Annotated in this window: 27 protein-coding genes; 17 read left to right on the top strand and 10 right to left on the bottom strand. The window is 63.1% G+C overall.

The annotated features are described in order from the left end of the window. The first annotated feature begins 80 nt into the window (after positions 1 to 80). The 3 genes from DQ230_RS14015 to DQ230_RS14005 are packed head-to-tail and all read left to right on the top strand — an operon-like array spanning position 81 to position 2397. Complete coding sequence (locus DQ230_RS14015) at positions 81 to 758, top strand: cell division ATP-binding protein FtsE (RefSeq protein ID WP_113913232.1); 678 nt, start codon at positions 81 to 83, stop codon at positions 756 to 758. 8 nt (positions 759 to 766) lie between these two features. Continuing rightward, entirely contained in the window at positions 767 to 1660 is an 894-nt protein-coding gene (locus DQ230_RS14010; RefSeq protein ID WP_113913250.1) for a cell division protein FtsX, read from the top strand. Continuing rightward, complete coding sequence (locus DQ230_RS14005; protein WP_113913231.1) at positions 1657 to 2397, top strand: lysophospholipid acyltransferase family protein; 741 nt, start codon at positions 1657 to 1659, stop codon at positions 2395 to 2397. Before DQ230_RS14010 ends, DQ230_RS14005 begins: the two co-directional genes overlap by 4 nt. Before the next feature lie 89 nt (positions 2398 to 2486). Here the strand turns inward: DQ230_RS14005 and lpdA are convergent, their stop codons facing one another. The 8 genes from lpdA to sucC all read right to left on the bottom strand — a co-directional run bounded on the left by lpdA (position 2487) and on the right by sucC (position 11933). Further along, positions 2487 to 3875: a dihydrolipoyl dehydrogenase gene (gene lpdA, locus DQ230_RS14000; protein WP_113913230.1), complete on the bottom strand. Its 1389-nt coding sequence runs from the start codon at positions 3873 to 3875 to the stop codon at positions 2487 to 2489. A 116-nt stretch (positions 3876 to 3991) separates the two neighbouring features. Beyond that, a complete protein-coding gene (locus DQ230_RS13995; protein WP_113913229.1) occupies positions 3992 to 4402 on the bottom strand; it encodes an MAPEG family protein in 411 nt (136 codons plus the stop codon). Beyond that, positions 4399 to 4938: a uracil-DNA glycosylase family protein gene (locus DQ230_RS13990; RefSeq protein WP_113913228.1), complete on the bottom strand. Its 540-nt coding sequence runs from the start codon at positions 4936 to 4938 to the stop codon at positions 4399 to 4401. The genes DQ230_RS13995 and DQ230_RS13990 overlap by 4 nt, the downstream gene beginning before the upstream one ends. A 2-nt stretch (positions 4939 to 4940) precedes the next feature. Then, positions 4941 to 5156, bottom strand: a complete 216-nt coding sequence (locus DQ230_RS13985; protein ID WP_162497449.1) for an HTH-like domain-containing protein — start codon at positions 5154 to 5156, stop codon at positions 4941 to 4943. 3 nt (positions 5157 to 5159) lie between these two features. Then, entirely contained in the window at positions 5160 to 6737 is a 1578-nt protein-coding gene (odhB, locus tag DQ230_RS13980; protein ID WP_113913226.1) for a 2-oxoglutarate dehydrogenase complex dihydrolipoyllysine-residue succinyltransferase, read from the bottom strand. Between the two features lie 3 nt (positions 6738 to 6740). After that, entirely contained in the window at positions 6741 to 9701 is a 2961-nt protein-coding gene (locus tag DQ230_RS13975; protein ID WP_113913225.1) for a 2-oxoglutarate dehydrogenase E1 component, read from the bottom strand. Positions 9702 to 9784: 83 nt separating this feature from the next. Continuing rightward, complete coding sequence (gene sucD, locus DQ230_RS13970) at positions 9785 to 10666, bottom strand: succinate--CoA ligase subunit alpha (protein ID WP_113913224.1); 882 nt, start codon at positions 10664 to 10666, stop codon at positions 9785 to 9787. Between the two features lie 73 nt (positions 10667 to 10739). Continuing rightward, a complete protein-coding gene (sucC, locus tag DQ230_RS13965; protein WP_113913223.1) occupies positions 10740 to 11933 on the bottom strand; it encodes an ADP-forming succinate--CoA ligase subunit beta in 1194 nt (397 codons plus the stop codon). Positions 11934 to 12155: 222 nt separating this feature from the next. Here sucC and DQ230_RS13960 point away from each other — a divergent pair, with 222 nt between their 5' ends. Beyond that, on the top strand, positions 12156 to 13199 hold the full coding sequence (locus DQ230_RS13960) for a glycosyltransferase family 2 protein (protein WP_113913222.1): 1044 nt from the start codon (positions 12156 to 12158) through the stop codon (positions 13197 to 13199). A gap of 63 nt (positions 13200 to 13262) precedes the next feature. On the opposite strand, the gene mdh is transcribed toward DQ230_RS13960, so the two are convergent. After that, positions 13263 to 14225, bottom strand: a complete 963-nt coding sequence (gene mdh / locus DQ230_RS13955; RefSeq protein ID WP_113913221.1) for a malate dehydrogenase — start codon at positions 14223 to 14225, stop codon at positions 13263 to 13265. Between the two features lie 209 nt (positions 14226 to 14434). Between mdh and DQ230_RS13950 the strand changes: the two genes are divergently transcribed. The 13 genes from DQ230_RS13950 to DQ230_RS13890 all read left to right on the top strand — a co-directional run bounded on the left by DQ230_RS13950 (position 14435) and on the right by DQ230_RS13890 (position 24647). Further along, positions 14435 to 15295 carry an HpcH/HpaI aldolase/citrate lyase family protein gene (locus tag DQ230_RS13950; RefSeq protein WP_113913220.1) on the top strand — a complete coding sequence of 287 codons (861 nt, stop codon included), beginning with the start codon at positions 14435 to 14437 and terminating at the stop codon, positions 15293 to 15295. A 5-nt stretch (positions 15296 to 15300) separates the two neighbouring features. Further along, positions 15301 to 15846, top strand: a complete 546-nt coding sequence (locus DQ230_RS13945) for an NnrU family protein (protein WP_113913249.1) — start codon at positions 15301 to 15303, stop codon at positions 15844 to 15846. Between the two features lie 7 nt (positions 15847 to 15853). Continuing rightward, complete coding sequence (locus DQ230_RS13940) at positions 15854 to 16057, top strand: DUF1737 domain-containing protein (RefSeq protein WP_113913219.1); 204 nt, start codon at positions 15854 to 15856, stop codon at positions 16055 to 16057. A gap of 1 nt (position 16058) precedes the next feature. Continuing rightward, positions 16059 to 17093, top strand: a complete 1035-nt coding sequence (locus tag DQ230_RS13935) for a MaoC family dehydratase (RefSeq protein WP_113913218.1) — start codon at positions 16059 to 16061, stop codon at positions 17091 to 17093. A 92-nt stretch (positions 17094 to 17185) separates the two neighbouring features. Next, entirely contained in the window at positions 17186 to 17641 is a 456-nt protein-coding gene (dut, locus tag DQ230_RS13930; RefSeq protein WP_113913217.1) for a dUTP diphosphatase, read from the top strand. Continuing rightward, positions 17641 to 18690: a HesA/MoeB/ThiF family protein gene (locus DQ230_RS13925; protein ID WP_113913216.1), complete on the top strand. Its 1050-nt coding sequence runs from the start codon at positions 17641 to 17643 to the stop codon at positions 18688 to 18690. Before dut ends, DQ230_RS13925 begins: the two co-directional genes overlap by 1 nt. Next, positions 18687 to 20699, top strand: a complete 2013-nt coding sequence (locus tag DQ230_RS13920) for a M3 family metallopeptidase (RefSeq protein WP_113913215.1) — start codon at positions 18687 to 18689, stop codon at positions 20697 to 20699. Before DQ230_RS13925 ends, DQ230_RS13920 begins: the two co-directional genes overlap by 4 nt. A gap of 56 nt (positions 20700 to 20755) precedes the next feature. Next, complete coding sequence (locus tag DQ230_RS13915; protein ID WP_113913248.1) at positions 20756 to 21211, top strand: universal stress protein; 456 nt, start codon at positions 20756 to 20758, stop codon at positions 21209 to 21211. 149 nt (positions 21212 to 21360) lie between these two features. Next, a complete protein-coding gene (locus DQ230_RS13910) occupies positions 21361 to 21924 on the top strand; it encodes a NifU family protein (RefSeq protein WP_113913214.1) in 564 nt (187 codons plus the stop codon). Beyond that, positions 21917 to 22507, top strand: a complete 591-nt coding sequence (tsaB, locus tag DQ230_RS13905) for a tRNA (adenosine(37)-N6)-threonylcarbamoyltransferase complex dimerization subunit type 1 TsaB (RefSeq protein ID WP_113913213.1) — start codon at positions 21917 to 21919, stop codon at positions 22505 to 22507. The genes DQ230_RS13910 and tsaB overlap by 8 nt, the downstream gene beginning before the upstream one ends. Continuing rightward, a complete protein-coding gene (locus DQ230_RS13900) occupies positions 22491 to 22916 on the top strand; it encodes a GNAT family N-acetyltransferase (protein WP_113913212.1) in 426 nt (141 codons plus the stop codon). The genes tsaB and DQ230_RS13900 overlap by 17 nt, the downstream gene beginning before the upstream one ends. Positions 22917 to 22971: 55 nt before the next feature. Beyond that, a complete protein-coding gene (locus DQ230_RS13895; protein WP_113913211.1) occupies positions 22972 to 23889 on the top strand; it encodes a sulfite exporter TauE/SafE family protein in 918 nt (305 codons plus the stop codon). After that, positions 23886 to 24647 carry a TIGR02186 family protein gene (locus DQ230_RS13890; RefSeq protein WP_113913210.1) on the top strand — a complete coding sequence of 254 codons (762 nt, stop codon included), beginning with the start codon at positions 23886 to 23888 and terminating at the stop codon, positions 24645 to 24647. Before DQ230_RS13895 ends, DQ230_RS13890 begins: the two co-directional genes overlap by 4 nt. Here DQ230_RS13890 and DQ230_RS13885 read toward each other — a convergent pair. After that, complete coding sequence (locus DQ230_RS13885) at positions 24644 to 25249, bottom strand: ImuA family protein (protein WP_113913209.1); 606 nt, start codon at positions 25247 to 25249, stop codon at positions 24644 to 24646. The genes DQ230_RS13890 and DQ230_RS13885 overlap by 4 nt on opposite strands. Positions 25250 to 25329 lie beyond the last annotated feature (80 nt).

Below are 25329 nucleotides of genomic sequence, written 5' to 3'. Positions count from 1 at the left end.
AGCAAAGGATTTGCGCCCCCCGATTGCAACGCAGCAGACAGTGGGGCATTTAGGGATCGGATAGGCATAAGGGGCGGCCGGTGATAGATCTGGAAAATGTGGCCTATTCCTATGGCGGGGGCGAGCTGCTGAGCGATATTACGCTGCGGCTGTCGCCGGGGTCGTTTCATTTTCTGACCGGACCGTCGGGTGCGGGCAAAACCACACTGCTGAAACTGTTCTACGGCGCGCTGATACCTACCGCAGGTCAGGTGCGCCTGTTCGATGCCGATGTGCGCGATCTGACGCGAGATGACATCGCGCTGGCGCGGCGCCGGATCGGCGTGGTGCATCAGGATTGCCAGTTCCTGAACCATCTGACAGTGGCCGAAAACATCGCCCTGCCTTTGCTTGTGTCCAACCGCGATATGCTGGCCGAGGATGCAAACCTGCGCGAATTGATGGGCTGGGTCGGACTGACCCAGCGCGCGGGCGCCCTGCCGCCCGAATTGTCGGGCGGAGAGCGGCAGCGCGCCGCACTGGCGCGCGCGCTGATCATGTCGCCCGATGTCATTCTTGCGGACGAGCCGACGGGAAACGTCGATTGGGAGATGTCCCAGCGCCTGATGCGCCTGCTGGTCGAACTGAACCGCATGGGCAAGACCATCATGATCGCCACGCATGATCTGGCCCTGATCCGGGCCGCGAAATCCCAGGTGCAGGCGCGGGTTTTGCGCATCTCCAACCGGCGGTTGCAACTGGCGGGGGCGGATCTGTGAAACTGGATATGGATATTTTACGCGGCTTTCTGGCAGGTGACGCAGGCGCGGACCGCGTGGTGCCGCCCACCGGCTATACCGCATGGCTGACGCTGTTTGCGGCGGGGGCAATGGCGTTTCTGGCGGTGTTCGCGCTGGCGCTGTCGCTGGCCACCGCGCGGCTGGCGGATCGCTGGGGGGATGCGCTGGCGCGCAGCTCGACCTTGCGCATTTCCGCGCCCGAGGGGCAGATGGTCGCCCAGACGGACGCCGCGCTGAAAGTGCTGCAAACCACGCCGGGCATCGCCACCGCCCGCGCGCTGGACGCAGGCGAACAGCGCGCCCTGCTGGAGCCGTGGTTCGGCCCTGACCTGCCGATCGAAAGCCTGCCGATCCCTCAGCTGATTGAAATCATCGAGGAGGGCGGCGGATATGATTCCGCCGGGCTGCGCCTGCGCCTTGCTGCCGAGGTGCCGGGCGCGGTGCTGGACGACCATACCCGCTGGCGCGAGCCGCTGGTGCGCGCCGCATCGCGGCTGCGCCTTTTGGGGTGGATGTCGCTGCTGTTGATCGCGGGCACGGTTGCAGCAATGATTACGCTGGCCGCGAATGCGGCATTGTCGGCCAACGCGCAGGTGATCGGTGTGCTGCGTCTTGTCGGCGCGCGTGACGGGTATATCGTGCAGGCCTTCGTGCGCCGGTTCACTTTGCGCAGCCTGATCGGCGCGGCGGTGGGGATGGTACTGGGCTGCCTTGCGGTCCTGCTGCTACCCCGCGCCGAAGTGGGGGGCGGATTTCTGACCGGACTTGGCTTTCAGGGCTGGCACTGGATCTGGCCGCTGACCATTCCGCTGCTTTCGGGCGGTGTCGCATTTCTGGCCACGCGCGCCGCGGCGCAGCGCACATTGAAGGATATGCCATGATGCAGGCGGTACAATGGGTCCGGTCACTGGTATTCGTTGTGCAGATGTATCTGGCGATGGCAGTGATGGGCATCGTATTTCTGCCCTGGGCCCTGTTCAGCGCGCGTGGCGCGCGCACGGCTTGCCTGACGTTTTGCCGCTGGGTGCGGTTCAGCGCCCGCTGGCTGGTGGGGCTGCGCAGCGAAGTTCGCGGCATGCCGCCAACCGGCGAAGTCGTTATCGCGGCCAAGCATCAGTCTTTCTTTGACATCATCCTGATATTCAGCGCCGTTCCAGCGGGTAAATTCATCATGAAGCGCGAACTGATGTGGACGCCCATCCTTGGCCAATACGCGCTGCGCATTGGTTGCATCCCGGTCAATCGCGGCAAGCGCAGCGCGGCGATCAGGAAAATGATGCAGGACGTCGCCAAGGGCGCGCAGGCGCCCGGCCAGCTGATCATTTACCCCCAAGGCACCCGCGTCGCACCCGGCGCGCAGCGCCCTTACAAGGCAGGGACTGGCGCGCTTTATAACGATTTGGGGCAGGATTGTGTGCCGGTGGCAACCAATGTGGGCCTGTTCTGGCCCAAGCGGGGGATCATGCGCAAACCGGGTGTCGCAGTGGTGGAATTCCTGCCGCCGATCAAGGCAGGTTTGGCGCGGCCCGAGTTCATGGCGCGGCTGGAGCGCGAGGTCGAGGGTGCGTCGGATGCACTGATGCGCGAAGCCGGATTCGACCAGCAGGCACTGCGCTAAGCGTTTCTTTGCGCGCCTCCAGGTCGGCGCGCAGAGATTTTTCGCAAAAAATCCAAAGCCATATTCTTCGCGAAGAATATGGCGCGCCGTCAGGCGTGGATGGCCCCGTCACCGCAGGCAAGTGCAGCCTCGCGCACCGCTTCGGAATAGGTGGGATGGGCGTGGCAGGTCATCGCCAGATCCTGCGCGGCTGCGCCAAACTCCATCGCGACGCACACCTCGTGGATCAGATCACCGGCAGACGGGCCGATGATATGACAGCCCAGAATCCTGTCAGTTTCCTTGTCCGCAAGAATTTTGACAAAGCCGTCCGCGGCAAAGTTTGCCTTGGCCCGGCCATTGCCCATAAAGCTGAACTTGCCCACCTTGTAGTCGCGCCCCTCCTCCTTTAGCGCGTCCTCGGTCGCGCCGACATTGGCAACTTCGGGGTGGGTGTAGATCACGCCGGGGATAAGCCCATAATTGACATGGCCGTGGTTGCCTGCCAGCACTTCGGCGCAGGCCATACCCTCGTCCTCGGCCTTGTGGGCCAGCATGGGGCCGTCAATCGCGTCGCCGATGGCGTAAATGCCTTTGACGTTTGTTTGCCAATCATCGCCGGTCTTGATCTGGCCCCGCTCGGAGAGCTCCACACCGATTTTGTCCAGTCCCAGACCACCGGTATAGGGACGGCGGCCAGTGGCCAGCAGCACGGTGTCGGCCTCGATCTCGGCCTCGGTTTCCTTTTTGCGCAGGGTGTATTTCACCGTCGCCTTGCCATTCTTGACTTCGCAGGATTGCACGGCGGCACCCATGACAAATTTCAGGCCCTGTTTTTTCAGGATGCGCTGAAACGTCTTTTGCACTTCGCTGTCCATGCCCGGCGTGATGGCGTCCAGATATTCGATCACCGTCACTTCGGCGCCAAGGCGCCCATAGATGCTGCCCATCTCCAGCCCGATCACGCCGGCCCCGATCACGACCATTTTCTTGGGGATCTTGTCCAGTTTCAGCGCGCCAGTGGAGGAGACCACCGTTTCCTCGTCCACTTCGACGCCCTTCAGGCTGGCAGGTTCAGAGCCTGAGGCGATGATGATATTCTTGGCCTCATGGATATCTTCACCGACCTTGACCTTGCCCGCCTCGGGGATGGAGGCCCAGCCCTTGATCCAGTCAATCTTGTTCTTTTTGAACAGAAATTCGATGCCCTTCGTATTGCCGTCGATGGTATCCTGTTTGTAGGCCTGCATTTGTTTCCAATCGACGGAGGGCGATTTGCCCTTGAGCCCCATCGCGGCAAAATTATGCTCGGCCTCGTGCAGCATGTGCGAGGCGTGCAGCAAGGCCTTGGACGGGATGCAGCCAACATTCAGGCAGGTGCCGCCCAGCGTCTCGCGTCCTTCGACACAGGCAGTTTTCAGACCCAGCTGCGCGCAGCGGATCGCCGCGACATAGCCGCCGGGACCGGAACCGATAATGATGACATCATAACTGGCCATTGGATTTCCTTTAATCAGGTTCGATTGGAGCCAAGCAGACAGGGATTTGCCCGGAGCGTCAACCGGAGGGGCATTTGCCTGCGTTGGGAGGTGAGTATTTTCAGAACGATGAACGCCTAAAAGAGGGCTGCAAGCAGCATGAGCGTTGTGGCGCCGAAACCAACGCCCCAGATGACCGATCGCCACGGCGTCAGACCGAAATAATAGGCGGGCACGAAGGCGATCCGCGCCAGTAGATAAATCCATGCGCAGGTCGCCGTGAGGGCCGTAGACTGACCAGAGATGGCGATGACCGTGCAGGCGATGTTGAACAGGATCAGCCCCTCGAAATGGTTGTTCAGGGCGCGCACGAGGCGGCCCGTTTTTGGGCTGATCTGGTCGGCCAGCGTGCCGCCCATCTGCTCAGGGTCACGCGGGGACATCGTTTTTTCGGTGCCCAGTTCGAGATTGACAGGAACAGCCATAAGAACAAATTGCACAACTTGGAGAAGCGCGGCGAAGGTCAGAACGGTGAGTTCGGGGGTCATGCGGTTTCCACTGCTTTTGCGATGAGTGCCGCGCGCTTGTCAAAGCTGCCGATGCGGGCAGAGGGGTGCGGGGCGGTGACATGGTCGATGCCGAAATGGGTGAGGGTTTGCGCGGCGTCAGTGCCCAGAGCAACAGGGCGCCGGCCCATCAGTTCGTGGCGGCCAATGGCATCAAAGCTGGCACGGGCGTGGGCGGCGGGAATTGTCGACGAGCGTTTGGGCGTAAGAAGGTGAAAGACGGGGGTGATGTAGATATCCCGCCGCTGGAGATTTAGCAGGGCGAGCATCTTGTCTATCACGCGGATGAAGGGGTTATCTGGCAGGTGACCGTGCTGTTGCAGATGCGCCCGATGGGCACGAGCCGACGGCGCGTCGAGCCAATCCTTGGAGATCAGCAGAGGGCCGGCAAGGCTGCCGCAGGCGATCTGGATGGGCGAGACGTAGGCGCCGTCGAAACCCAGATCCGCCAAGGTGGGGTAGCCGGGCAATCGAAAGGCGCGGCGGGCGGCAATGGCGCGGAGATAGGCCATGTTCATCGCTACGTCAGCGTAACGAAGGGGGCGAGCTTCCTGCCCTTTGAAAACTCCTGAGCGTAGTTTCTCGAGATGCCGACGTCCTCGCACAGAACCGGAATGCTGTGGCCCTGCATCTCTTCGGCATGAGCGATACCGAAGAGATGCACGGCGGGATAGGCTTTCCCGCCATGCGCATTCAACATTTCGCGTAACTTTTGCACAAGTTGCGAATGGGTCATTTTCTACAAATCCATCAACAACCGACGCGGATCCTCCAGCGCCTCTTTCACGCGGACGAGGAATGTCACCGCGCCCTTGCCGTCCACGATGCGGTGGTCGTAGCTGAGGGCCAGATACATCATCGGGCGGATCACCACCTCGCCCTTGATCGCCATGGGGCGGTCCTGGATCTTGTGCATGCCCAGAATGCCCGATTGCGGCGGGTTCAGGATGGGCGAGGACAGCAGCGAGCCATAGACGCCGCCGTTGGAGATGGTGAACGTGCCGCCCTGCATTTCGTCCATGGTCAGCTTGCCGTCGCGCGCCTTGGCGCCCATTTCGCCGATGGATTTTTCGATCTGCGCAAAGCTCATTGCGTGGGCGTCGCGGATGACCGGCACGACAAGGCCGGTGGGCGTGCCGGCGGCAATGCCCATATGGACGAAGTTTTTATAGACGATGTCGGTGCCGTCGATTTCGGCGTTGACCTCGGGCACCTCGTTCAGGGCGTGAACGCAGGCCTTGGTAAAGAAGGACATGAAGCCAAGTTTGACGCCGTGTTTCTTTTGGAACTCGTCTTTGTATTCGCTGCGCAGGGCCATCACCTCGGTCATGTCGACCTCGTTATAGGTGGTCAGCATCGCGGCAGTGTTCTGGCTGTCCTTGAGGCGGCGGGCGATGGTCTGGCGCAGGCGGGTCATCTTGACCCGCTCTTCCCGGTCGGCATCGCTGGCCGGGGAGGGCGCGCGCGCGGCAGGGGCGGGTTTGGGGGCGTCGGGTGCCTTGGATTGGGCGGCGCCCTTCGCGGCCTTGGCCACGTCTTCTTTCATGATGCGGCCATCGCGGCCTGTGCCGGTAACGCTGTCGCGGTCAAGACCGGCCTCGGCCATCGCCTTTTTGGCGGAAGGCGCATCCTCGACATCCTTGGCGGTGTCGCCGCCGGGCTTGGGCTGCTGGTATTGCGCGCCGTCTGCCGGTCCTTTTTCGGTGGCCTGGGCAACGGCTGCGTCGCTGCTGGTCGACAGCACGGCCAGTTTGCCGCCCGCCTGAACCGTTTCCCCCTCATCGGCAAGGATTTCAGACAAGGTGCCGGCGCCGGGGGCTGGCACCTCGACCGATACCTTGTCGGTTTCCAGCTCGCACAGCATTTCGTCGGCTTCGACCTTGTCACCGGGTTTTTTGAACCACGTGGCGACGGTGGCCTCGGATACGGATTCGCCCAGCGTGGGCACCATCACGTCGATCGAGCCGCCGCCAGCGCCCGATGATGCCGCCACCTGTTTGTCATCCGATGTGCCGCCCGATTTATCCGCCGATTTGTCGCCCGGCTTGTCCGCCGATTTGGGTGCGGATTTCTCGCCCGAGCCTTCTTCGATGGTGGCCAGCAGGGCATCGACGCCGACGGTTTCACCCTCGGCGGCGATGATGTCGCCCATGGTGCCGGCGGTGGGGCTGGGGACCTCGACCGTGACCTTGTCGGTCTCAAGCTCGCACAGCATTTCGTCGGCCTCGACCTTGTCGCCGGGTTTCTTGAACCATGTGGCGACGGTGGCCTCGGATACGGATTCGCCCAGGGTGGGAACGCGGACTTCGGTGCTCATGTCTTAGTTTCCTTTGATCGTCAGCGCGTCGTCAATCAGCGCCTCTTGTTGTGCTTTGTGCTGGCTGGCAAGGCCGGTGGCGGGCGATGCGGCGGCGGCGCGGCCGACATATTCGGGGCGGGTATGCTTTGCCTCGATCCGGGTCAGAACCCACTCGATATTCGGCTCGATAAATGCCCAGGCGCCCTGATTTTTCGGCTCTTCCTGGCACCAGACCATTTCGGCATGCTTGAACCGCTCCAGCTCCTTGACCGAGGATTGCGCGGGAAAGGGATAGAACTGTTCATAGCGCAGCAGGTAGATGTCATCGATGCCGCGCTTGTCACGTTCCTCCAGCAGGTCGAAATAGACCTTGCCGGAGCACATGACGACGCGTTTGATCTGATCGTCGGGGACCAGTTTGGTATCGGAGTTGCCGTATTGCGCGTCGTCCCACAGCACCCGGTGAAAGCTGGATCCGACGGTAAAATCCTCGGTGCGGCTGACGGCCAGCTTGTGGCGCAGCAGCGATTTGGGGGTCATCAGGATCAGCGGCTTGCGATAGGTGCGGTGCAGCTGGCGGCGCAGGATGTGGAAATAGTTCGCCGGGGTCGTGCAGTTGGCGACGATCCAGTTGTCCTGCCCGCACATGGTCAAAAACCGCTCCAGCCGGGCGCTGGAATGTTCCGGGCCTTGCCCCTCGTAGCCGTGCGGCAGCAGGCACACCAGGCCGGACATGCGCAGCCATTTGGATTCGCCCGAGCTGATGAACTGATCGAACATGATCTGCGCGCCATTGGCGAAATCGCCGAACTGCGCCTCCCAAAGGGTCAGCGCATTGGGTTCGGCCAGGGTATAGCCATACTCGAAGCCCAGAACCGCGTATTCGGACAGCATCGAATCGATGACCTCGTAGCGGGCCTGCCCCTCGCGGATGTTGTTGAGCGGGTAGTAGCGTTCCTCGTCATCCTGATTGATCAGGGCCGAATGGCGCTGGCTGAATGTGCCGCGGCTGCTGTCCTGACCGGACAGGCGCACCGGGAACCCCTCGGTCAAAAGCGAGCCGAAGGCCAGCGCCTCGCCCGTGGCCCAGTCAAATCCGGTGCCGGATTCGAACATCTGTGCCTTGGCGTCCAGAATGCGCTGAACCGTTTTGTGAATGGGGAAATCATCCGGCGCCGTGCAGATCGCGGTGCCGATCTGATGAAACGTCTCTTCCTTGATGGCGGTCTGGCCGCGCTGGTAATCTTCTTCCTTGCGGTCCAGATGTGCCCACTTACCGTCCAGCCAGTCGGCCTTGTTCGGTTTGTAATTTGTGCCGGCCTCGAATTCATCGGCAAGGAAGGATTGAAAGCTTTCTTTCATATCCTCGACCTTGCCGTCGGGGATCAGACCGTCCTTGACCAGGCGTTCGGTGTAAAGGGTCAGCGTTGTTTTCTGCTGCTTGATCTTTTTGTACATCACCGGGTTGGTAAACATGGGCTCGTCGCCCTCGTTATGACCAAAGCGGCGGTAGCAAATGATGTCCAGCACGACATCCTTGTGGAATTTCTGGCGGAATTCGGTTGCCACGCGGGCGGCGTGCACCACCGCCTCGGGATCGTCGCCGTTGACGTGGAAAATCGGCGCCTCGACCATCAGCGCGATATCGGTCGGGTAGGGGCTGGAGCGGCTGAAATGCGGCGCGGTGGTAAACCCGATCTGGTTGTTCACCACGATATGCATGGTGCCGCCCGTGCGGTGCCCCTTCAGCCCCGAGAGGCCAAAGCATTCGGCCACAACGCCCTGACCGGCAAAGGCCGCATCGCCGTGCAGCAGAACCGGCAGAACCTTGGTGCGGTCCGTATCGTTGATCTGGTCCTGTTTGGCGCGCACCTTGCCCAAAACGACGGGGTTCACCGCCTCCAGATGGCTGGGGTTGGCGGTCAGTGAAAGGTGTACCTTGTTGCCGTCAAATTCGCGGTCGGAACTGGCGCCAAGGTGGTATTTCACGTCGCCCGATCCATCCACATCCTCGGGCTTGAAGCTGCCGCCCTGAAATTCGTTGAAGATGGCGCGGTAGGGCTTGCCCATGACATTGGCCAGCACGGAGAGGCGGCCCCGATGCGGCATGCCGATGACGATTTCCTCGACCCCCAGCGACCCGCCGCGCTTGATTACCTGCTCCATCGCCGGAATCAGCGATTCGCCACCATCGAGGCCAAAGCGTTTGGTGCCCATGTATTTGACGTGCAGGTATTTTTCAAAACCTTCGGCTTCGACCATCTTGTTCAGGATCGCCTTGCGCCCCTCACGCGTGAAGCTGATTTCCTTGTCGTAGCCTTCGATCCGTTCCTTCAGCCATGCAGCCTGTTCGGGGTCCGAAATATGCATGTATTGCAGTGCAAAAGTGCCGCAATAGGTGCGTCGCACGATCCCCAGGATTTCGCGTATCGTCGCGATTTGCAGGCCCAGAACGTTGTCGATGAAAATCGGGCGGTTCATGTCGCTGCTGGTAAAGCCATAGCTTTCGGGGTCCAGCTCGGGGCGGAAAGGCTGCTCGCGCAGGCCCAGCGGATCAAGGTCGGCAATCAGGTGACCGCGGATGCGATAGGCGCGGATCAGCATCAGCGCGCGAACCGAATCCAGAACGGCGCGCTGGATCGCCTCGTCGCTGACTTCGACGCCCTTTTCGCGGGCCTTCTCGGTCAGCTTCTTGCCCACCTCGGCGGCCTCAGGCTCGGCGGGGTATTCGCCGGTCAGCGCGGCGGTCAGGTCATCCTTGGGCATCGGGGGCCAATCGGCGCGCGCCCACGAGGGCCCGGCCGCCTCGGCGGTGACATCGGCGGTATCGTCGCCCAGTTCGTCAAAGAATGCCTTCCAGGCCGCGTCAACCGCGTTCGGATCGCTGGCATAGCGCGCATAGAGCTGTTCAAGATACTCGGCGTTATGGCCCTGCATGAAGCTGGAGGCGTGAAACTGATCGTTGGAAGATTGGTCGGTCATGGAGTTACCTCAGACGAAGTGGGGCAGATGGGCGGATCGGGGCGGGCAGGGATGCCCGCCCCGTCAGATGTGGCCGGGGGCGATTACCCGATCGCCTCCAGCACGGCTTCGCCCAGACCTGCCGGGCTTTCGGCGACGACGATGCCGGCGCTGCGCATCGCTTCGATCTTGTCATCCGCGCCGCCCTTGCCACCGGCGACGATGGCGCCGGCATGGCCCATGCGGCGGCCCGGAGGGGCAGTGCGTCCGGCGATGAACCCCGCTGTCGGCTTCCAGCGGCCGCGCTTTTTCTCATCGGCGAGGAACTGCGCGGCTTCTTCTTCGGCGGAGCCGCCGATTTCGCCGATCATGATGATCGACTGCGTTTCGTCATCGGCCAGGAACCATTCCAGCACGTCGATATGTTCGGTCCCCTTGATCGGATCGCCGCCGATGCCGACGCAAGTGGATTGGCCCAGCCCGACATCGGTGGTCTGCTTGACCGCCTCGTAGGTAAGCGTGCCCGAGCGGCTGACAACCCCGCACGATCCGCGCTGGTGGATATGACCGGGCATAATGCCGATCTTGCACGCGTCGGGCGTGATGACGCCGGGGCAGTTGGGGCCGATCAGCGTGGATTTTGACCCTTGCAGCGCGCGCTTGACGCGCATCATGTCCAGCACGGGGATGCCTTCGGTGATGCACACGATCAGCTCCATCTCGGCATCGATCGCCTCAAGGATGGAGTCTGCGGCGAAGGGGGGCGGGACGTAGATCACGGATGCATTCGCCTTCGTTTCAGCCCGCGCCTCATGGACCGAGTTGTAAACCGGCAGGTCCAGATGCGTCTGCCCGCCCTTGCCGGGCGTCACGCCGCCGACCATTTTCGTGCCGTAAGCAATGGCCTGTTCGGTGTGGAATGTCCCTTGGCTGCCGGTCAGGCCCTGGCAGATGACACGTGTATTTTCGTCGACGAGGATTGCCATTGGTGGCTCCTTCTTCGGGGCAGGCAGATGCCTGCGTTATTTGAAAAGGCGAGCGCTGCGGCCCGCCAGAAACTCAACCTTTGACCGCTTTAACGATCTTCTGCGCGCCATCTTTCAGGTCATCGGCAGCGATCACGTCCAGGCCGGAATTGTTGATGATCTCCTTGCCCTGCTCGACATTCGTGCCTTCCAGACGCACGACCAGCGGCACTTTCAGGCCGACCTCCTTGACTGCGGCCACAACGCCATCGGCGATCACGTCACAGCGCATGATGCCGCCGAAGATGTTGACCAGAATGCCCTTCACCTGCGGGTCGGAGGTGATGATCTTGAACGCTTCGGTCACCTTTTCCTTGGTCGCGCCGCCGCCCACGTCGAGGAAGTTGGCAGGCTCCGCGCCATAAAGCTTGATGATGTCCATCGTCGCCATGGCAAGGCCCGCGCCATTGACCATGCAGCCGATTTCGCCGTCCAGCGCGATGTAGTTGAGGTCGTATTTCGATGCCTCCAGCTCCTTGGCATCCTCTTCGGTCGTGTCGCGCAGTTCGGCGATGTCGCTGTGGCGGTACATGGCGTTGCCATCAAAGCTCATCTTGGCGTCAAGGCAGCGCAGATCGCCCTTGTCGGTCACGATCAGCGGGTTGATTTCCAGCATCTCCATGTCCTTGTCGAGGAACATTTTATAGAGCGTGCCCATCAACGCGACGCATTGCTTGACCTGCCCGCCTTCCAGCCCGAGGCTGAACGCGATGCGGCGGCCATGATAGGGCTGATAACCGGTGGCGGGATCGACCGAGAAACTCAGGATCTTGTCCGGCGTATTCTCGGCCACTTCCTCGATGTCCATGCCGCCCTCGGTCGAGGCGACAAAGCTGACGCGGCTGGTCTGGCGATCCACCAGCAGGGCAAGGTAGAATTCGCTGGTGATGCCGGCGCCGTCTTCGATGTAGATGCGGTTGACCTGCTTGCCCGCCGGGCCGGTCTGTTTGGTCACAAGGGTACGGCCCAGCATGCGCTTGGCCTCGTTTGCGGCTTCTTCAACGGATTTGGTCAGGCGCACGCCGCCGGCCTCGCCTGCGCCGGCCTCCTTGAACGTGCCCTTGCCGCGGCCGCCGGCGTGGATCTGCGCCTTGACCACCCAGAGCGGCCCGTCCATTTCGCCGGCAGCTGTTTTCGCCTCTTCGGCGCGCAGAACGACGCGGCCATCCGACACGGGCGCCCCGTAAGAGCGCAGCAGCGCCTTGGCCTGATATTCATGAATGTTCATGCAAACTGTCCCGTTTTTCTATGTTCTGTTCAGGTATACATATAACGCTTTACAGGGAATAAACGGTTATTTGCTGTTTCCGGCGCTTAAGAGGCAAATTTTACGGGTTTGTGATCACAGGCTTCGGGCGTGTGATCACAAACATCTGCCCGCTTTTTGATTGCGGGGAATCATGGCCGCTTTACTGTGCCGGAACCTGATGCAATTCCGCAGGAGTGTGCCATGCCTGATGATCCGCCACCGCGTGCAAGCTGGGGCGCTGTGCTGACCGCGCATGAGCCTGCTCAGCTTCTGCTGGCCAATGTGGGCTGGCATATCGGCACCGGCGCGGCGGAGGTGCATGTGTATCTGGACGATCCGTATGATGCGGTTCTGCCGCGACTGGCGGCAATCCCCGGCGTGCGCGCGGTGGCGTGCGACGATGCGCATTGGCGGCGGGTTGCGCCCTCGGGGCGGCGCCCGCCCACCCATCGGCGGCGGCAGGCGCTGAACGCGAATGATGCGTTGAAGCAGTGCAGCGTGGACTGGCTGGTGCATCTGGATGCGGATGAATTTCTGGTGCAGGACAGCCCGCATGATCGCCCGCTGGGCGCGGAAATGGCCGCCGTGCGCGAATTGGAGTGCGAGCTGTATTTCCCGGTGGCCGAGCGGCTGTATCTGACCGGCCCGCAGGCGTCGATCTGGGAAGGCGTGTTTCGCACCTGCACCCGTTCGCAGATCCGACGGGGGGACGGGATTGATAATGACCGGGTGATCTATGGCGATCATGTAGACTGTCTGGATTTCGGCGTGCTGGGCCATTCGGCAGGCAAATGCGCCGTGCCGGTGGACGGCGATTTCCGGCTGGGCATTCACTGGGCATTTCGCGGCACGGGCCGCCGCCGGGCCGAACGGTTTCGCAGCACCGCCGCGCGGCTGCTGCATTTTGACGGGCTGACGCAGCTGCAATGGCTGACCAAACTGCGGCGCTATACCGAATACGACCCGGCCGATTTCAGCGTTGCGGCGCACCGGCAGGCGCAGATTGATCTGGCCGCAGAGGCGGGCGCGGTGCCGGGCGGGCACGCGGCACTGCATGATGAACTGAAGGTGGTCAGCCCCGCCGCGCAGGCGCGTCTGCGCGCGTTCGGATTGCTGTACGAGGTGCCGTTCGACCCGGTGCCGGTGCTGCGCCGCGTGCTGGGCGAGGTGCCGGATTTCAGCGTCGACGCGTTCGATGCGGAGCTGCGCAGGCGATTGCCGGAGCGGACCAAAGGACTGCCATAGCTGAAACGGAAAAGGCCCCGGACGATGTGCCGGGGCCTTTGATATGTCTCGAAATGCGCCAGTTCAGGCCAGCGAACTGTCGATGCCCTTGCATGCCTCGACCAGACCTTTGACGGCGCTGACCGATTTGTCGAACATCGCCTGTTCGTCCTTGTTCATCTTGATCTCGATGACCTTTTCGATGCCGCCTGCGCCGATCACCGTCGGCACGCCGACGTAAAAACCGTTCAGGCCGTAGGCGCCGTCAACATGCGCGGCGCAGGGCAGGACGCGCTTTTGGTCCTTCAGATATGCCTCGGCCATTTCGATGGCGCTGGTTGCGGGCGCGTAGAAGGCGCTGCCGGTTTTCAGCAGACCGACGATTTCGGCGCCGCCGTCGCGGGTGCGCTGCACGATCGCGTCCAGTTTTTCCTGCGTGGTCCAGCCCATGTCGATCAGGTCGGGCAGGGGGATACCGGCCACGGTGGAATAGCGCACCAGCGGCACCATCGTATCGCCATGCCCGCCCAGCACAAAGGCGCTGACGTCACGCATCGACACGCCGAATTCCAGGCTCAGGAAATGGCGGAAGCGCGCCGAATCCAGAACACCGGCCATGCCGCAGACCTTTTCATGCGGCAGGCCCGAAAATTCGCGCAAGGCCCAGACCATGGCATCCAGCGGGTTGGTGATGCAGATCACGAACGCCTCGGGCGCATGCTTGGCGATGCCTTCGCCGACCGATTTCATCACTTTCAGGTTGATGCCCAGCAGGTCATCGCGGCTCATTCCCGGTTTGCGCGGCACGCCGGCGGTGACGATGCACACATCGGCGCCCGCGATGTCGGCGTAGGACTGCGTGCCTTTCAGCGTGGCATCAAATCCGGCGGACGGGCCGGATTCGGCCAGGTCCAGCGCCTTGCCTTCGGGCGTGCCTTCGGAGATGTCGAACAGGACTATATCGCCCAGCTCCTTGATGGCGGCGAGATGGGCGAGCGTGCCGCCGATTTGTCCGGCGCCGATCAGGGCAATCTTGGGTCTGGCCATGGGTGAATACCTCCGGGTTGGCAAAGAATTTCCGCCGTTTGCGTAGTCCTATTTGGCCCCGCGCGCAAGGGTTCTGCACTGCGGCGAAATGCGGGTGGGCGCAGCTGAGGCCCGTCTATTCTGCGCTGCGGCGAGAAAAGCCTTGAATGATAAGCTGTGAAAATGGCATCCCTGCGACATATTATTGCCAGCCTGAGCAGGAGAGAGCCATGGACTCTGCCACCCGCCCGTACCGGTCGGTCCTATATATTCCGGCCTCGAAAGAGCGCGCATTGCAAAAGGCGCGCGATCTGCCGTGCGATGCGATCATCTTTGATCTGGAGGATGCGGTTGCCCCCGATGCCAAGGCCGACGCACGCCGCACATTGGCGCAGGCGCTGACCGACGATGGCTATGGCCACCGGGCCAAGATCGTGCGCATCAACGCATTGACGACCGAATGGGGACTGGAGGATGTGCGCGCGCTCAAAGACGCAGGCGCCGACGCGATCCTGCTGCCAAAGGTCAACACCCGCTCGGATATCGACAATCTGGTCGATCTTCTGCCCGATACGATGCCGATCTGGGTGATGATGGAAACGCCCGTCAGCGTGTTCAACGCGCGCGATATTGCCGCGCATGGCTGCGTTCGGGGTTTGGTGACAGGCACCAACGATCTGACCAAGGATCTGGGCAGCCGGATGCGCACCGACCGCATGCCGTTGATGATGGCGCTGCAAACCATCATCATGGCCGCGCGAGCGGCGCGGGTTGTCGCCATTGACGGCGTCTATAACCGGTTCCGCGACGGCGAGGGATTGATGGCCGAATGCGAGCAGGGCCGCGATCTGGGATTCGACGGCAAGACGCTGATCCACCCTGCGCAGATCGAGGGCGCCAACCGCGCCTTTGCGCCGACCGCGTCCGAAATTGACCTTGCCCGCCGCCAGATCGCGGCGCATGAGGCCAGTCAGGCCTCGGGCGAGGGGGTCGCCGTGGTGGACGGCACAATCGTGGAAAACCTGCACGTCGTCGGCGCCCGCAGGATACTGGCCAAGGCGCAGGTGCTCGCCGAAATGGAGACGACATGATGGGTATTGCGATCCTTGTTCTGGGCCTTGCGCTGTGGGTGGCCGGGCATTTTTTCAAACGCGCGGCGCCGGATACGCGGGCCTCGATGGGGGCGCGCGGGCGCGGGCCGATCACGCTGGTCCTGCTGGGCGGCGTGATCCTGATGGTAATCGGCTACCGCATGTCGGACGGCGCGTTTTTCTGGGGGCGGCACCCGGCGACCGTGGGCATCAACAACCTGCTGATGTTGCTGTCGATTTACCTCTTTGCCGCTGCGGGTATGAAAACAGCCCTTGCGCGCAAGATGCGCCATCCCATGCTGGCAGGGGTCAAGGTGTGGGCGCTGGCGCATTTGCTGGTGAACGGCGATGTCGCGTCGCTGATCCTGTTCGGCGGGCTGTTGGCCTGGGCCGTGGCCGAGATGGTGGTGATCAATCGCGCGCAGCCGAACTGGACCCCGCCACCCCCCGCGCCGCGCCGCAAGGAGGTGATTGCCGTGGTGGCCAGTGTGGTGCTTTATGCTGTGATCGCCGCGGTGCATTACGCGCTGGGCTACCCCGTTTTTGGATGAGGACGCTATGAAACTGTACCGTTTTTTGAGTGCCGATGACACGTCTGAATTTTGCCACAAGGTGACAGATGCGCTGAACAAGGGCTGGGAGCTGTACGGAAGCCCCACGCAGGCGTTCGATGCGGCCAACGGCGTGATGCGCTGCGGGCAGGCCGTGACCAAGGATGCGCCGGGTGTCTATACGCCGGACACCAAGCTGGGCGCGCAGTGACATGACCCAGACCAAGACCAATCCGGGCCGCTTTTTCGAGGATTACAGCATCGGTCAGGTAATCCATCACGCCGTGCCGCGCACCGTTTCGGGGGGCGAGCGGGCGCTTTACCACGCGCTCTATCCTGCGCGTCATGCGCTGTATTCGTCGGATGCATTCGCGCGCTCTTGCGGGCTGGATGCGGCGCCGCTCGATGATCTGGCGGCGTTTCATGTGGTGTTCGGCAAGACGGTGCCGGACATTTCGCTGAACGCGCTGGCCAATCTGGGATATGCCGAGGGGCGCTGGCTGTTGCCGGTTGTACCGGGTGATACGCTGCGATCGGTGTCCGAAGTGATCGGTCTGAAACAGAATTCCAACGGCAAATCCGGCGTTGTCTGGGTGCGCACCAAGGGGTTCAACCAGCATGATACGGCGGTTCTGGATTATGTGCGCTGGGTTATGGTGAAAAAGCGTGACCCGGACGCAGCGGCGCCTGAAACGGTGATCCCTGATCTTGCGCCCGCCCTGAGCGCCGACCAGCTGGTGATCCCCGAGGGCCTGAATTTTATGAACTACGACTTCACGCTGGCCGGGGAGCCGCATCGCTGGGGCGATTACGCGGTGGGCGAGGTGATCGACCATGTCGACGGCGTCACCATCGAGGAGGCCGAGCATATGCTGGCCACCCGCCTGTGGCAAAACACCGCCAAGGTGCATTTCGACCGCGAGGCGCGCGAGGGCGGGCGCCTGATCTATGGCGGGCATGTGATTTCGATGGCGCGCGCGCTCAGCTTCAACGGGCTGGCGAATGCGCAGATCATCGCCGGGCTGAATGGCGGCGCCCATGCCAACCCGTGCCACGCGGGCGATACTGTCCGCGCCTGGAGCGAAGTGCTGGACCGTGCCGAGACGGCCGCACCGGGCGTCGGCGCGCTGCGCCTGCGGCTGGTGGCGACCAAGGGAGGCAAAGCGGGCGAATTGAAGGATGCGCATGGCAAGTATCTGCCGGATGTGTTGCTGGATCTGGATTACTGGGCGCTGGTGCCGATGTGACATTGGCCGCCGGGGCGCTATGATCTGACCTCCCGGCGCGTTGGGTGCGCCGTGGATTTCGAGTGTTTTCAGAAAGACGAAAGGGCAGCCCGATGGTGACGGTAACGCTATGCTGGGACGAGGGCGCCGACCGCGATCTGGGCCTGCCCGCCTATGCCAGCAGCGGCGCCGCCGGGGCGGATCTGCGCGCGAATTTTCCGGGGCGTTCCGCGATCGTGCTGGCGCCGGGCGCGCGCGCGCTGGTGCCGACCGGGCTGCGGCTGGCGATACCGGATGGGTATGAGGTGCAGCTGCGCCCCCGGTCGGGGCTGGCGCTGCGCCATGGGGTGACGCTGGCGAATGCGCCGGGGACAATCGACAGCGACTATCGCGGACCGCTGGGGGTGATCCTGATCAATCTGGGCGACGCGCCTTTTGAGGTCATGCACGGCGCGCGGATTGCGCAGATGGTTGTCGCGCCGGTTGTGAGGTCCGGGTTTGCGCTGACTGACACGCTGGAGGATACGGCGCGCGGCGCTGGCGGATTTGGCTCGACGGGGGTGCGCTGATGCTGTTGGTTTTCATTCTGGCGGGTGCGCTTTGGGCGCTGGGTGCGGTCTTGGGCGCGCCGCGACGGCTGTGGCTGTCTATGATCGGCTTTTTGTGGGCCGGTGTCGTGTTGTTGCATCTGGTATTGCCCCAGACCGCGCCGCTGCGCCTGGCGACGGGGGGCAGTGCCGCGCCCTGGCTGTTGCTGGGCGGCTTTGCGGCGGTTGTGTTGCTGTATCGCGCCGGGCTGCGCCGGGTTCGGGCGCGCGCGGTGGCGGGCGAGGCGCCCAAAGAGCAGAGCAGCCGTGCATTTTCGGATGCCGAGCTGGAGCGTTACGCGCGTCACATCATCCTGCGCGAGGTCGGCGGGCCCGGCCAGAGGGCGCTGAAAGGCGCCAGCGTTCTGGTGATCGGCGCCGGCGGTCTGGGATCGCCGGTGATGAGCTATCTGGCCGCTGCGGGCGTCGGCACGATCGGTGTGATCGACGACGACGAGGTGGATTTGTCGAACCTTCAGCGGCAGGTCATTCACCGCGACGCGGATATCGGCACGCCCAAGGTGCATTCCGCCGCCGCCGCCGTGCGGGCGCTGAACCCGCATGTTCAGATGCGCCCCTATGCGCGCCGGCTGACCGATGATATCGCGGCGGATCTGTTTGCCGAATATGACATGATCCTTGACGGCACCGACAATTTCGCGACCCGCCATCTGGTCAACCGCACGGCTGTCGCGACCGGCAAGCCGCTGATTTCGGGGGCGCTGGCCCAGTGGGAAGGCCAGTTGAGCGTGTTTGATCCGGCAAATGGCGCGCCCTGCTATGCCTGCATCTTTCCCGACATTCCGGCAGCCGGGCTGGCGCCGTCCTGCGCCGAGGCGGGCGTAATGGGACCGCTGCCCGGCGTCATAGGCGCGATGATGGCCGGAGAGGCGATCAAGGTGATCACCGGCGCCGGCACACCCTTGCGCGGCACGCTGTTGATATATGACGCACTATATGCGGATGCACGCCGCATTCAGATCAAACGCCGCGCGGATTGCGCCGTCTGCGGCACCAAGGAGGCCACATGACCAATCCGCTGCTGGGCGACTGGAACACACCCTTTGACATTGCGCCATTTGATCGCATCACGGACGACGATTTTGCCCCCGCGCTGGAAACGGCGCTGACGCTGGCCCGCGCCGAAATCATGGCAATCGCCAAGGATCCCGCAGAGCCGACATTTGCGAACACGGTTGAGGCGCTGGAGGCATCGGGCAAGGCGCTGGACCGTGTTGTGTCCGTCTTTTTCACCGTTGCGGGCGCCGACAGCAATCCGGCGCGACAGGCGCTGCAACGCGATTTTGCGCCAAAACTGGCGGCATATTCTTCGTGGATTTACGCGCAAAAACCGCTGTTTGCGCGGATCGAGGCGCTGTGGCAACAGCGCGATGATTTGGTTCTGAGCGAGGAGCAGGCGCGCGTCTTGATGCTGACCCATCGCAGTTTTGTGCGCCATGGCGCCGCGCTGAGCGGCGCGCAGGAGGCGCGGTTGCAGGCGATCATGGCGCGACTGGCGGAGCTGGGCACCGCGTTCACGCAAAACCTGCTGGCCGATGAGGCGGGCTGGCATATGGAGCTGGCCGAGGAGGATCTGGAAGGGCTGCCGGAATTCGTGATCCGCAGCGCCCGCGCGGCGGGGGCCGAGCAGGGGCTGGACGGGCCTGTCATCACGCTGTCGCGCTCGCTGATCGTGCCGTTCTTGCAGTTCTCGCCGCGCCGCGATCTGCGCAAATCGGCCTTAGACGCATGGACCGCGCGCGGCGCGAATGGCGGCGACACGGATAACCGTGCCATCGCCGCCGAAACGCTGGCCTTGCGACACGAGCGCGCGCAGCTTCTTGGCTATGACAGCTTTGCTGATTTCAAGCTGGAAACGGAAATGGCCAAGACGCCGGACGCGGTGCGCGATCTGTTGATGCAGGTCTGGGCCCCGGCCAAGGCGAAGGCGGATCGCGATGCCAGATTGCTGACCGATATGATGCGCAAGGACGGTATCAACGCCGATCTGGCGCCGTGGGACTGGCGTTATTACGCTGAAAAACGCAGGCAGGCCGAGCATGATTTGGACGAGTCCGAACTGAAACCCTACCTGCAACTGGACCGCATGATCGAGGCGGCGTTCGCCTGCGCGAACCGCCTGTTCGGTCTGCAATTCACGCCGGTGCAGATCCCGCTGTATCATGCTGATTGCCGCGCTTGGGAGGTGACGCGCGGTGGCCAGCATGTGGCGGTGTTCATCGGCGATTACTTTGCGCGCGCCTCAAAACGGTCCGGCGCATGGTGCAGCGCGATGCGCGGGCAGGCGAAGTTCCCTGAGAAACAGGGGCCGGTCGTTATCAACGTGTGCAACTTTGCCAAGGGCGATCCCGCGCTGCTGAGCTATGATGACGCGCGCACGCTGTTCCATGAATTCGGTCATGCGCTGCATCAAATGCTATCCGATGTGACATACGAATCGGTCAGCGGAACATCGGTGGCGCGCGATTTCGTGGAACTGCCCAGCCAGCTGTTCGAGCATTGGCTGGAGGTGCCCGAGGTACTGCGCGAATTTGCGACCCATGCCGAGACGGGCGCGCCGATGCCGCAGGCGCTGCTGCAAAAGGTTTTGGATGCTGCCACCTTTGATATGGGGTTTCAGACCGTGGAATACGTCGCGTCGGCGCTGGTCGATCTGGCCTTTCACGATGGCGCGCCGCCGGCCGATCCGATGATGCGGCAGGCCGAGGTGCTGGCGGAGATCGGCATGCCGGAGGCGATCACGATGCGCCATGCGACGCCGCAATTTGCGCATGTGTTCGCCGGTGACGGCTATAGCTCCGGCTATTACAGCTACATGTGGTCCGAGGTGATGGATGCCGACGCGTTTGCGTCGTTCGAGGAGGCGGGCGGTGCGTTCGATCCGGCGCGCGCCCGCGCGCTGGAGGATCACATCCTGTCGCGCGGCGGATCGGCGGATGCCGAGGCGCTGTATGTGGCGTTCCGGGGGCAGTTGCCGGAGGTCGAGGCGCTGCTCAGGGGGCGCGGGCTGACCGGCTGAACTTGCGGACAGGCGTGCAGGGTGGCATTGTCGTCCGGACCATTGGAGAGCTTGTGATGCGTAAATTCATGGTAGTGCTGGACGATAGCCGCGAATGTCTTAACGCGATGCGTTTTGCCGCGATGCGCGCCGCCAATACCCAGGGCGGCGTGACCATCCTGTCCATTATCCCGCCCGAGGATTTTAACCACTGGATTGGCGTTGGCGACATCATGCGCGAGGAACAGCGCGAGCGGATCGAGGCGCATTTCGAAGTCTTTGCCAAGTGGATGCGCGACAAGCAGGGCATCAACCCCGAACTGGTCATCCGCGAGGGCGAGGTTGTGGCCGAAATCATCGCGCAGATTTCCGAAGATCCGAACGTGGGTGTTCTGGTGCTGGGCGCGTCGGCAGATCGCGGCGGTCCCGGCCCGCTGGTGAGCCAGCTCAGCCGCGGGGCGGGGAGTTTGCCGATACCGATCACCATCGTTCCGGGTGATCTGAGCAAGGACCGGCTGGAGATGATCACCTGACGGATATGAAAATTCTGCGAATTTTCAGCCTCCGGCGGGGATATTTGGCGCAAGAAGAAACAGGGCGCGCAGTTTAGAATGGTTCCAAACCTTGACTCTGGTCCGGCCGGGGCGCATATGCTGTTGGAGCAAATACGAGGGGGTGTCCCATGTTCATTCAGACCGAATCCACGCCAAATCCGGCAACGCTCAAGTTTCTTCCCGGTCAGAGCGTTCTGCCGACAGGCACGGCCGATTTTCCATCGCCCGAAAATGCGGGTGCATCGCCGCTGGCGACCCGGCTGTTCGCGGTGGAGGGTGTCACCGGGGTCTTCTTTGGCAGCGATTTTGTGACGGTCACAAAGGTTGACGCGGCCGAGTGGGATCACATCAAGCCGGCCCTTCTGGGCGCGATCATGGAGCATTTCCAGTCTGGATTGCCGGTGATGAAAGACGGTGGCACAGCCCCGTCCGGTCATTCCGAGCATACCGGCGAGGATGGCGAGATTGTCAATCAGATCAAGGAATTGCTGGATACACGTGTTCGCCCTGCCGTGGCGCAGGACGGCGGTGATATCACGTTTCACGGGTTTGATCGCGGCATCGTTTATCTGCACATGCAGGGCGCGTGCGCCGGGTGCCCGTCCTCGACCATCACGCTGAAAATGGGGATCGAGAACCTGTTGCGTCACTACATCCCTGAAGTGACCGAAGTGCGTCCTGTCGGTGTCTGACGCGTATATTCTGGGCTTTGACACGTCGGCCGCGCATTGCGCGGCCGCTTTGCTGTGTGGCTCGCAGGTTGTCGCGGTGCGAGCCGAGGAGATGACGCGCGGGCAGGCGGAGCGTCTGATGCCGCTGGTGGAGGAAGCGCTGGCCGAGGCGGGGATTGGCTGGGGCGATCTGGTGCGTATTGGTGTCGGCGTGGGGCCGGGCAACTTTACCGGTATCCGTATCGCTGTGTCTGCTGCGCGCGGGCTGGCGCTGGCGCTGGAGATCCCGGCGATTGGGGTCACCGGGTTTGAGGTGATTTCGATGGATGATACGGCGCCGCATATCGCTGCCATCCCGGCGCCGCGCGATCACGTTTATATTCAAGCGCCGAACGGCAGCCGGGCGTTGATACCGGTGGCCGAGGCCGAAGCGATGGATTTGCCGCTGCGCTATCCGCCGCAGGCCGGCGAAATGGCCCGCCGGATTGCCTGTCTGGCGGCCGCTGCAACGCCCGGCGCGGCGCCTGCGCCGCTATATCTGCGCGCGGCGGATGCGGCGCCCGCGCGTGATGCGCCGCCGGTGATGCTTGAGTCCCGCGGCTGAGGATCTGGCCCGCCTGCACAGCCGCGCCTTTGACGGGCAGGGCCGCGGCTGGAGCGTAGCGGAGTTTGCGGACCTGCTCGCGTCGCCCTTTACATGCGTTAGCGCCGCGCCGAATGGGTTTGCCCTGTCGCGCGTGATCGCCGGTGAGGCCGAGTTGCTGACGCTGGCGACCGACCCTGCGCATCGCAGGCAGGGCATTGCAGCGGCGCTGCTGGCGCAGGTTGAGGCCGGCGTTGCCCTGCGCGGCGCGGAACGGCAGTTTCTGGAGGTTGCCGCCGATAATGGCGCCGCTCATGCGCTGTATCTGCGCGCCGGATATGTTCAGACGGGGCGGCGCGCCGGGTATTACGCGCGCGCAGATGGCCCGCCCGTAGACGCGCTTTTGATGGAGAAAATGTTGCGCGCCTGACGGGTAGCGGCGCTGGACGCTTGCCAAGCCGCCGGATTGGGGGCTACCAAAGGTGATGCAGATTTACCTCCCCATTGCCGAAGTATCGGTTAACGCATTTTTGCTGCTGGGCCTTGGCGGGCTGGTGGGCGTGCTGTCGGGCATGTTTGGTGTGGGCGGCGGTTTCTTGATGACGCCGCTGCTGTTTTTCATCGGTATTCCCCCTGCCGTGGCCGTTGCAACGGGCGCGAACCAGATCGTTGCGTCGTCGTTTTCGGCCGTTCTGGCACATTTCAAGCGGCGCGCCGTCGATCTGAGGATGGGAACCGTCCTGCTGATCGGGGGGCTTTTCGGCGCCGGGCTGGGCGTCATGCTGTTCAATTATCTCAAGGCGCTGGGTCAGGTCGATCTGCTGGTCACGCTGTTTTACGTGGTGTTTCTGGGCATCATCGGCGGGCTGATGTTTGTCGAAAGCCTGCGCGCCATTCGCCGGGCGCGCGGCGGCAAGCCTGCGACAAAGCGCAAGAAACACACCTGGATTCAAAAGCTGCCGCTCAAGATGCGGTTTCGCGCCTCGGGCCTTTATATCAGCGTCATCCCGCCCCTTCTGGTCGGGGTGGCGGTGGGTGTTCTGGCGGCGATCATGGGGGTTGGCGGCGGGTTCATCATGGTGCCGGCGATGATCTATCTGCTGGGAATGCCGACCAAGGTGGTGATCGGAACATCGCTGTTTCAGATCATCTTTGTTGCGGCATTTACCACGATGCTGCATGCGGTCAGCAGCCAGATCGTGGATGTTGTGCTGGCGGTGATGCTGCTGGTGGGCGGCGTGATCGGCGCGCAGTTCGGCACGCGGATCGGCAGCCGGATGAAGGCCGAACAGCTGCGCATCCTGCTGGCCATTCTGGTGCTGGCAGTGTGTTTCAAGCTGGGGCTGGACCTGCTGCTGGAGCCGCGCGAGGTGTATTCGATCAGCAGCGCGGGCACGCCATGAGGGTACACCTGGCCGCGCTGTTGCTGTTGCTGGCCGTGCTGCCCGCGCGGGCCGAGGAGGTGGTTCTGGGCCTCAGCCAGAACAGCGTGTCGATTGATACCACCTTTAGCGGTTCGGAAATTCTGCTGTTCGGCGCGATCAAGCGCGAGATCCCGATCCCGCCCGATGAGCTGGGCGTGGTTGTCACCATCGCCGGGCCCAGTCAGCCGCTGGATGTGCGCCGCAAGGAGCGGCGCTTTGGCATCTGGGTCAACGTGGACGCGGTGGAGGTGGACAGCGCGCCCAGCTTTTATGCGGTGGCCACCAGCGGAGCATGGGAGAACGTGCTGACGCAGGTCGAGGATCTGCGCCACAAAATCTCGATCCCGCGCGCGATCCGGTCGGTCGGGGCGCCCAGCACCGTTGAAAATGCGCAGGATTTCACGGATGCGGTCATCCGCATTCGCACCCGCAGCGGCGCCTACCAGATGCGCGAAAACGCGGTCGAGCTGTCAGAGCAGACGCTGTTTCGCACGTCCGTCGATTTGCCGTCCAACCTGGCCGAAGGCGCCTATGTCACCCGTATTTTCCTGACCCGCAACGGCAATGTGGTGTCAAAATATGATACGGTGATTGATGTGCGCAAAGTCGGAATGGAGCGGTGGCTGTTCGAGCTGTCGCGCGAGAATGCGATGATCTACGGCCTGATGTCGCTGGCCATCGCCATTGCTGCCGGGTGGGCTGCCTCGATGGCGTTTCAGATGCTGCGGCGGGGCTAGGCCGCCATTTCGGCCTTGGTCATGGTCCAGCGTCCGGGCGCGCCGCTCAGATGCCAGCGGGCGGGCGGCGCGGTACGGGCGCGGGCGCGCGTCAGGGTCCAGCCGCGCGCGCCGGGTGTGTGGGCCGGGGCCATGTGCCAGCGTGTCTCGACCCCCGGCGCGCCGCCTGTGCCAGGCGTCAGGATCAGGCCCAGCGGGGCGATTTTGCCCGTTTCGGCCCCCGTTTCTGCGGCCAGATGCAGGCGGCGCACAGGTGTCAGGCCGGGCGGGCCGGGCAGGTCGGCCACGACCAACGGCGCGGCGCCGCTGCGCAATGCCTCCTCCAGCGTCCATAGCATATCGGTGGGGCGGTCGGGAGCAATCCAGATGATACGCTCTGGCCCGGTAAAGGCGATGATGCCGTCCGGGTTCAGCGCCGCGCCCTGCCACGGCGGCGCGATCCACAGCACCGGCCCTTGGGTGGCTGCCGCGACGATCATCGCAAAGGTATAGCGCGCGGCGCCGCATGCCTCGTGCAGGCGGGCCAGCGGCAGGGCCAGATCACCCAGCACGGGCAAGGCGGGGCGCGTGGTCTGCGGGTGAAGATTCGGAAGGACGCTCATGGAAATAAGATAGCGTGTTCCCTAAATGTTCTCAATCCCATTTTGCGCGTGACGCCGCCGGTGAACAGGTTACCTTGCGC

It is taken from the genome of Roseovarius dicentrarchi (genome assembly GCF_003316635.1).
GTDB classification, from domain to species: domain Bacteria; phylum Pseudomonadota; class Alphaproteobacteria; order Rhodobacterales; family Rhodobacteraceae; genus Roseovarius; species Roseovarius dicentrarchi.
The sequence above is the reverse complement of the archived record's forward strand: the minus strand, read 5'-3'. Positions and strand labels throughout refer to the sequence as shown.

Excerpts from the sequence above, each read along its gene's own strand:
- DQ230_RS14010 (WP_113913250.1), top strand. The coding sequence starts at position 767 with ATGGATATTTTACGCGGCTTTCTGGCAGGTGACGCAGGCGCGGACCGC.
- DQ230_RS14005 (WP_113913231.1), top strand. The coding sequence starts at position 1,657 with ATGATGCAGGCGGTACAATGGGTCCGGTCACTGGTATTCGTTGTGCAG.
- lpdA (WP_113913230.1), bottom strand. The coding sequence starts at position 3,875 with ATGGCCAGTTATGATGTCATCATTATCGGTTCCGGTCCCGGCGGCTAT.
- DQ230_RS13995 (WP_113913229.1), bottom strand. The coding sequence starts at position 4,402 with ATGACCCCCGAACTCACCGTTCTGACCTTCGCCGCGCTTCTCCAAGTT.
- DQ230_RS13990 (WP_113913228.1), bottom strand. The coding sequence starts at position 4,938 with ATGAACATGGCCTATCTCCGCGCCATTGCCGCCCGCCGCGCCTTTCGA.
- DQ230_RS13985 (WP_162497449.1), bottom strand. The coding sequence starts at position 5,156 with ATGACCCATTCGCAACTTGTGCAAAAGTTACGCGAAATGTTGAATGCG.
- odhB (WP_113913226.1), bottom strand. The coding sequence starts at position 6,737 with ATGAGCACCGAAGTCCGCGTTCCCACCCTGGGCGAATCCGTATCCGAG.
- DQ230_RS13975 (WP_113913225.1), bottom strand. The coding sequence starts at position 9,701 with ATGACCGACCAATCTTCCAACGATCAGTTTCACGCCTCCAGCTTCATG.
- sucD (WP_113913224.1), bottom strand. The coding sequence starts at position 10,666 with ATGGCAATCCTCGTCGACGAAAATACACGTGTCATCTGCCAGGGCCTG.
- sucC (WP_113913223.1), bottom strand. The coding sequence starts at position 11,933 with ATGAACATTCATGAATATCAGGCCAAGGCGCTGCTGCGCTCTTACGGG.
- DQ230_RS13960 (WP_113913222.1), top strand. The coding sequence starts at position 12,156 with ATGCCTGATGATCCGCCACCGCGTGCAAGCTGGGGCGCTGTGCTGACC.
- mdh (WP_113913221.1), bottom strand. The coding sequence starts at position 14,225 with ATGGCCAGACCCAAGATTGCCCTGATCGGCGCCGGACAAATCGGCGGC.
- DQ230_RS13950 (WP_113913220.1), top strand. The coding sequence starts at position 14,435 with ATGGACTCTGCCACCCGCCCGTACCGGTCGGTCCTATATATTCCGGCC.
- DQ230_RS13940 (WP_113913219.1), top strand. The coding sequence starts at position 15,854 with ATGAAACTGTACCGTTTTTTGAGTGCCGATGACACGTCTGAATTTTGC.
- DQ230_RS13935 (WP_113913218.1), top strand. The coding sequence starts at position 16,059 with ATGACCCAGACCAAGACCAATCCGGGCCGCTTTTTCGAGGATTACAGC.
- dut (WP_113913217.1), top strand. The coding sequence starts at position 17,186 with ATGGTGACGGTAACGCTATGCTGGGACGAGGGCGCCGACCGCGATCTG.
- DQ230_RS13925 (WP_113913216.1), top strand. The coding sequence starts at position 17,641 with ATGCTGTTGGTTTTCATTCTGGCGGGTGCGCTTTGGGCGCTGGGTGCG.
- DQ230_RS13920 (WP_113913215.1), top strand. The coding sequence starts at position 18,687 with ATGACCAATCCGCTGCTGGGCGACTGGAACACACCCTTTGACATTGCG.
- DQ230_RS13915 (WP_113913248.1), top strand. The coding sequence starts at position 20,756 with ATGCGTAAATTCATGGTAGTGCTGGACGATAGCCGCGAATGTCTTAAC.
- DQ230_RS13910 (WP_113913214.1), top strand. The coding sequence starts at position 21,361 with ATGTTCATTCAGACCGAATCCACGCCAAATCCGGCAACGCTCAAGTTT.
- DQ230_RS13895 (WP_113913211.1), top strand. The coding sequence starts at position 22,972 with ATGCAGATTTACCTCCCCATTGCCGAAGTATCGGTTAACGCATTTTTG.
- DQ230_RS13890 (WP_113913210.1), top strand. The coding sequence starts at position 23,886 with ATGAGGGTACACCTGGCCGCGCTGTTGCTGTTGCTGGCCGTGCTGCCC.
- DQ230_RS13885 (WP_113913209.1), bottom strand. The coding sequence starts at position 25,249 with ATGAGCGTCCTTCCGAATCTTCACCCGCAGACCACGCGCCCCGCCTTG.